This window comes from Psychroserpens mesophilus (assembly GCF_050617655.1).
Taxonomy (GTDB): Bacteria; Bacteroidota; Bacteroidia; order Flavobacteriales; family Flavobacteriaceae; genus Psychroserpens; species Psychroserpens mesophilus_A.
In genome coordinates this window covers 1-341 of record NZ_JBODQC010000091.1, presented here as the reverse complement: position 1 = coordinate 341, position 341 = coordinate 1, and the positions used below count along the sequence as shown (strand labels likewise).

The following is a 341-nucleotide window of genomic DNA, read 5'->3' as shown; positions in this document are numbered from 1 at the left end:
GGTGATAATAATGACAATTTAGATATAGGTATTGTTGCAGAAATAGGTCAAGACACACCAGATTTGCAAACTAATAATTCTGTAGGTTTTACACTTCAAACAAAAATTTCAGATAAGGTTTTGGTTAATGGTAAGGTTGGTGTGCCATTCGGTAGTACACAACAAACAACTATTACAGGAGATGTGCAAATAGATTTTCTACTCAATGAAGACGGAACATTGAGAGCCAAAGTATACAATAGACAAAACACAATCAGAAACTTTGGTGAAGAAATAGGTTACACGCAAGGAGTTGGTTTATCTTACAGTGTAGAGTTTGATACTTTCAAAGAATTGATTCA

1 protein-coding gene is annotated in these 341 nt (G+C 33.7%); it reads left to right on the top strand.

The genetic code is table 11. The features are described from left to right. A partial coding sequence (locus tag ACRHNM_RS16460) for a translocation/assembly module TamB domain-containing protein (protein WP_431137715.1) occupies window positions 1-341 on the top strand: 341 nt, incomplete at both ends.